Raw genomic sequence first — 5779 nt, forward strand, 5'->3', positions numbered from 1 at the left:
GAAAACCGTCAGGGGTGTAACAGCCTGCGTGGGTTCGAATCCCACCACCTCCTCCACTTTCTTTTTTTTACTCTTTTTTAGGCCTGGAGTTGTACCCAAGTCCGGCTGAAGGGGACGGACTCGAAATCCGTTAGGAGTCGCAAGGCTCGCGTGGGTTCGAATCCCACCAACTCCGCTTTCAATCGGGCATCTGCAGAGGCAGATGCATTTTTTGTATCCACAGTCATAAGCGCTGTGGATTTTTTTATGCACAAAAAGAAGGATTACGCTTTCGTTGGCGCAATCCTTCTATTGATTATCTCACTTTTGCTTCGCGTGCAATCGTGAGTTGCTTTTCAATTTTCTCAAGAATGAGTTCGACTGAATCTGGGTCGTTGATGAGGTCATACTCTTCGATCGAGAGACGCAATACCGGGCACAGGTTGAAGTTGTTGATCCATTCTGTGTAGCGGGTGTACATCTCTTCCCAATAAGCGATTGGTGTTTGCTGTTCCATCTCGCGACCGCGCATCTGAATGCGTTCGAGTACTTGTTCGAACGAACCTTCAAGATAGATTAATAGATCCGGGTGCGGGAAGAACGGTGTCAAAACCATTGCCTCGAACAAACTAGAATACGTTTCGTAGTCTGTTGGTGACATCGTCCCTTTTTCATAGTGCATCTTGGCGAAGATGCCTGTATCTTCATAGATTGAACGATCTTGGATGAAGCCGCCACCGTATTGGAAGATTTTCTTCTGTTCTTTAAAACGTTCTGCCAAGAAGTAAATTTGAAGATGGAAGCTCCAACGTTCGAAATCATGATAGAATTTATCGAGGTAGGGGTTGGTATCTACTTTTTCGAGAGACGTTCGGAAATTCAATGCATCGGCTAATGAATTGGTGATCGTTGATTTCCCGATCCCGACCATTCCCCCGATTGTAATGATTGTATCGTTCGGGATGTTATATTTATCAATCAGCTTCATTTTATTTGGGCTCCTTTAGTTAATTCTAATTCACGCTCAATCGTTTTTAGGACATGAGTCAAGTCGTCCGGATTGTGTACAAAGTCGAGTTCATCCCCACTGAACGAGAGAATCTTCACTTCTGGATGGGCCGCGCGATACGATTCAACAAACGTCTCATAGTCGTGAGCAAGTTGTTCGAGGTAATCACGAGACATATTCTCTTCCACTTCACGTCCACGCAAGGCGACTCGTTTTATTAATGTCTCAATGCTGGCATGTAAGTAAATGACGACATCAGGTTTCGGCATATCATGTGTCAAAATCTTATAAATCTGCTCGTACTTGTTCAAGTGTGCCGGTTTCAGCGAACGGTGAGCAAAAATCAAGTTTTTGAAAATATGATAGTCCGAAACGACGGATTGTTGCTGACTCAAGTGGTGTTTGTGAATATCATCCAACTGCTTGAATCGATTGCACAAGAAGAACATTTCCGTTTGGAAACTCCATTCTTCGATATCTTCATAAAACTTGCCGAGAAATGGGTTCTCTTCTACAATTTCATTCAGCATCTGCATCGAGAAATGCTGACTGATGATATGGGCCAGTGATGTTTTCCCGACACCAATCGGTCCTTCTACCGTTATAAACATATGATGTCATCCTCCATTATCCAAAGTGCAAGTTCCATTCTAGCACACAATACGAGCGATATGGCGAGGGATTTGATTTTCATTTTTTTTCATATTTTTAAATAAGAAATGAGGTGAATCGATGGAACGTGATGAGCGATTTATGCAGTTGGCCATCGAAGAAGCAAAGAAAGCAGAAGCCATTGGCGAGGTGCCGATTGGTTGTGTGATCGTGAAGGGAGACCAGGTGATCGCAACCGGGCACAATCGTCGTGAGACGGATCGATTGGCGGCAGCACACGCCGAGCTGATTGCGATTGAAACGGCCAATGAGACACTAGGGAATTGGCGATTAGAAGACTGCGAACTATACGTTACCCTTGAACCGTGTCCGATGTGTGCGGGCGCAATCGTGTTGTCTCGCGTGAAACGTGTCATTTTCGGTGCCCACGACCCGAAAGGTGGATGTTGTGGGACGTTGATGAACTTGGTGCAGGATGAGCGGTTCAATCACCAAGCCGAAGTGACAGAAAATGTTTTAGCAGAAGAATGTGGACAGCTCCTGACAGATTTCTTCCGAGCGCTTCGAGAAAGGAAGAAACAAGAACGACTCAATCAGAGAGGTTGCAACCCAATCGATTAAACAGTATAATGTAATAGCACTCGAGGTAGTGCCTAATTTCATTTACCCATTTGCCGTGCTAGGTGGGGAGGTAGCGGTGCCCTGTCACTCGCAATCCGCTGTAGCGAGACTGAATCCCGATTCGAGGGAGTGCGCTGGTGTGGTCTGCCTTATGTAAGTGGCGTTGACGTCTGAGTCCTGCGCAACGGTCACCCATGAACCAGGTCAGGTCCGGAAGGAAGCAGCCTTAAGTGGTGACGTACCGTGTGCCGCAGGGGTGCTTGGGCTGAGCAAACTGCATGAGTAACGCATGTTGACGTGCTTTCAGAAATCGGTGCGCGGCAGATTTATTTTATAACTTCAATCTATGGCCCCCGGGCTGTAGATTTTTTTGTATGATGAGATAGAGAAGAACAGTAGGGAAGGAGGCGAACTCATGGCGTATCAAGCGTTATATCGTGTATATAGACCTCAATCGTTTCAAGAGGTCGTCGGTCAAGTCCATATCACACGTACGATTCAAAATGCTCTGTTAGAGGAGCGGATGTCACATGCGTACCTATTTTCCGGCCCACGTGGAACGGGGAAGACGAGTTTGGCGAAAATCATTGCCAAGGCAATCAACTGTGAAAGCGCGCCGACACGTGAACCATGTAACACCTGTCCGACGTGTATCGCCATCACGGAAGGGACGAGTCCCGACGTGTTTGAAATTGATGCCGCATCGAACAACGGGGTTGACGAAATTCGGGAGATTCGAGACAAAGTCAAATATCCGCCGTCCCAAGGGCGTTACAAAGTATACATCATTGATGAAGTGCATATGTTATCGACCGGTGCATTCAACGCGTTGTTAAAGACGCTTGAGGAACCACCGGCACATGCGATATTCATCTTGGCCACGACAGAACCACATAAAATTCCGGCCACGATCATTTCCCGCTGTCAGCGATTTGATGTCAAACGACATGAAGTGAGTCAATTACAAACGCGGATGGCCTATATTTTGAACGACCAAGACCATGACTATGACCCGGAAGCATTGAAACTCATCGCTCGTGCTGCCGATGGCGGGATGCGAGATGCCCTCAGCTTACTCGATCAGGCGCTCGCATTCAGTGATGAGCGGTTGACGGAAGAAGCAGTGTTAGAAGTCACGGGTGCCGTGACGGATGAAACATTGCTCGACATGGCGTATGGTCTCCAACGGAAAGAATTAAATGCCATTTTGAGTACGCTTGAATTGATGTTACGTGAAGGGAAGGACTTGAAACGTTTCATCGAAGATTTAGTGTTCGTTCATCGGGATGCGTTACTCTTGAAAGCATCTCCACAAGCAGCTGACTTATTGGAACGTGCTCGTCCGACTGACGAGTTTCGTCAGTTCGTCGAAGCGACTTCAACGGATGAATTGTTCCAAGTGATTGAAGAGCTCAATGATTGCCAACAGCAGATGAGGTTATCTAACCATCCGAAAGTGTTGGTGGAGTTAACATTCATCCGGATCGCGGAACAAGGCCGTACAATTAGTGAGCAAATGACACAACTACAAGATCAAGTGCGTGAACTGAGCCGTGAATTAAATGAAGTGAAGAAGAATGGTGTTGTCGTGACAGGTGGAGAAGCAGAAAAGCCGAAGCCTGCTCCGAAACGGACACAAATCCGGGTGCCTAAAGAACGGATTCGCCAACTCTTGCAACGGGCCGAACGGCAGCATTTGAATGCGATTCGCGACAGCTGGGGAGATATCATGACGAATATTCGGATACAAGATGGTCCGATTTTCGCTCTCTTCTATGAAAGTGAAGCTGTCCTTTGTGCAAGTGACACCTTACTGGTACAATTTAAAGATGGAATGACATGGCACTATGAACAAGTGAGTTCAAATGGTCGTACGCGCGATGTGATTGAACAGGCGTTATTCGAAGTGACGGGGATTCGTCGCGAAATCATGGCGGTGCTTGAGACGGATTGGAATGAACTAAAAAATGAGTTCATCCTTCAAAAACAAGCAGAACGAACGGAACAAGTCGAAGAGCCGGAAACCGAGGATCCGCTAGTTGCGCAGGCGATGGAACGTTTTGGCGATGTCGTTGAAATCGAAGAAACATAAGGGAGGCGCTCTGAATGCGTGGAATGGGAAACATGAACAACATGATGAAACAGATGCAAAAGAAACAAAAAGATATGGCGAAAGCTCAAGAGGAATTAAAAGAGTTATCGGTTGAAGGAACAGCGGGAGGCGGCATGGTGAAAGTTGTCGTCAGCGGTCATAAAGAAGTTTTAGACGTCATTATTGCTGAAGACGTTGTCGATCCGGACGATGTGGATATGTTACAAGATCTCGTCTTAGCAGCAATCAATGATGCAATGAAACAAGCGGATCAGCTTGTGAATGATAAGATGGGACGTTTCACACAAGGGATGAACCTCCCAGGCTTTTAAGTGAAGAAAGGATCGATGCGAGTTGCAATACCCTGAAGCCATTGGACGATTGATTGAGAGTTTTACGAAGTTACCTGGGATTGGACCGAAAACTGCGGTACGTTTAGCATTCCATGTATTAGATATGGAAGAAGACGATGTGTTGACGTTCGCGAAATCTCTCGTGAGTGCGAAGCGTGACATAAAGTATTGTACCGTGTGTGGCCACATCACAGATATTGATCCGTGTGCAATCTGCAAAGACTCACATCGGGATGAAACGGTGGTTTGTGTGGTTCAAGACTCAAGAGACGTGATTGCTATGGAGAAGATGCGGGAGTACAGAGGGAAGTATCATGTTCTTCATGGAGCCATTAGTCCAATGGAAGGGATTGGTCCAGAGGATATTAATGTTTCAAGTTTGCTGACACGTTTACAAGAGAACGAGTCGATTCAAGAAGTGATTTTAGCGACCAACCCGAACATTGAAGGGGAAGCGACTTCGATGTATTTATCGAGACTACTCAAACCGACGGGAATTCGCGTGACGCGTCTTGCCCATGGTTTACCAGTCGGTGGAGATTTGGAGTATGCGGATGAAGTGACATTATCTCGGGCGATGGAAGGTAGAAGAGAACTATGAAATGGTTTCGTAAGTCGTTAAGAGATGATTATGATCAACGACTACTGACTGAGTTGCTAGAAGCTAAGGCTAAGTTTGAATCGAAACGTCGGATTCTTGAAGTCAGCATAGAGGACACGGGAGAGCTAGCTGCTCAAGTGAAGCAAGCGGAAGCTCTCTACTTCTTCTATTTGAAAGAAGCAAAGAAGCGAAATGTTTCGTTATCGTCTCTTCGTTCTTAAGGCGACGCCAATGGCGCGCCTTCTTTATTTTTAGTCCTATATAAAAAAAAAAAAAAATCGTTTTGGTTGAACAAATGAAGTTTTTATATATTTCTCTAATCTTTTTAAAAAAAAGGGTTGCGTGGTTATTATTTTACTGATATATTAATAGACGTCGCCGAGATAAGCGACGAAGAAAACAAAAAATATTTTTAAAAAGTGGTTGACCTTTTGTTCTCCATTTGGTAAGATATTTAAGTCGCCAAGAGCGGCAGACGAACTTTGAAAACTGAACGATGAGGCAAAAATAAG

The 5779-nt window shown here is 45.6% G+C and carries 7 protein-coding genes, 2 tRNA genes and 1 other RNA gene (1 of these 10 running past the window's edge); 8 read left to right on the forward strand and 2 right to left on the reverse strand.

Translation table 11 applies throughout. The features are described 5' to 3' along the window. A tRNA-Ser gene (locus BBB58_RS15115) sits at nt 1–56 on the forward strand (it extends 76 nt beyond the left edge of the window). A 29-nt stretch (nt 57–85) separates the two neighbouring features. Continuing rightward, nucleotides 86–175: transfer RNA gene (locus BBB58_RS02450), tRNA-Ser, on the forward strand. Between the two features lie 120 nt (nt 176–295). Here the strand turns inward: BBB58_RS02450 and BBB58_RS02455 are convergent. After that, nucleotides 296–967 (reverse strand): deoxynucleoside kinase, encoded by a 672-nt coding sequence (locus BBB58_RS02455; RefSeq protein WP_074035276.1) that lies wholly within the window; start codon nt 965–967, stop codon nt 296–298. Continuing rightward, nucleotides 964–1599: a deoxynucleoside kinase gene (locus BBB58_RS02460; protein ID WP_074035278.1), complete on the reverse strand. Its 636-nt coding sequence runs from the start codon at nt 1597–1599 to the stop codon at nt 964–966. Before BBB58_RS02460 ends, BBB58_RS02455 begins: the two co-directional genes overlap by 4 nt. A 121-nt stretch (nt 1600–1720) precedes the next feature. On the opposite strand from BBB58_RS02460, the gene tadA reads away from it, so the two are divergent. The 6 genes from tadA (at nt 1721) to BBB58_RS02490 (ending at nt 5488) form a co-directional block, all read left to right on the forward strand. Further along, nucleotides 1721–2221: a tRNA adenosine(34) deaminase TadA gene (gene tadA / locus BBB58_RS02465; protein ID WP_074035279.1), complete on the forward strand. Its 501-nt coding sequence runs from the start codon at nt 1721–1723 to the stop codon at nt 2219–2221. A gap of 53 nt (nt 2222–2274) precedes the next feature. Further along, an RNA gene (gene ffs / locus BBB58_RS02470) (signal recognition particle sRNA large type) lies at nt 2275–2542 on the forward strand. 94 nt (nt 2543–2636) lie between these two features. Further along, a complete protein-coding gene (gene dnaX, locus BBB58_RS02475) occupies nt 2637–4313 on the forward strand; it encodes a DNA polymerase III subunit gamma/tau (protein WP_074035280.1) in 1677 nt (558 codons plus the stop codon). 14 nt (nt 4314–4327) lie between these two features. Continuing rightward, on the forward strand, nt 4328–4645 hold the full coding sequence (locus BBB58_RS02480; protein ID WP_074035281.1) for a YbaB/EbfC family nucleoid-associated protein: 318 nt from the start codon (nt 4328–4330) through the stop codon (nt 4643–4645). Between the two features lie 22 nt (nt 4646–4667). Beyond that, nucleotides 4668–5267, forward strand: coding sequence for a recombination mediator RecR (gene recR, locus BBB58_RS02485; RefSeq protein ID WP_012727753.1), 600 nt, complete (start codon nt 4668–4670; stop codon nt 5265–5267). After that, nucleotides 5264–5488, forward strand: a complete 225-nt coding sequence (locus tag BBB58_RS02490) for a YaaL family protein (RefSeq protein ID WP_031424056.1) — start codon at nt 5264–5266, stop codon at nt 5486–5488. The genes recR and BBB58_RS02490 overlap by 4 nt, the downstream gene beginning before the upstream one ends. The last annotated feature ends 291 nt before the right edge of the window (nt 5489–5779 follow it).

This window comes from Exiguobacterium profundum (assembly GCF_001909285.1).
Taxonomy (GTDB): domain Bacteria; phylum Bacillota; class Bacilli; order Exiguobacteriales; family Exiguobacteriaceae; genus Exiguobacterium; species Exiguobacterium profundum.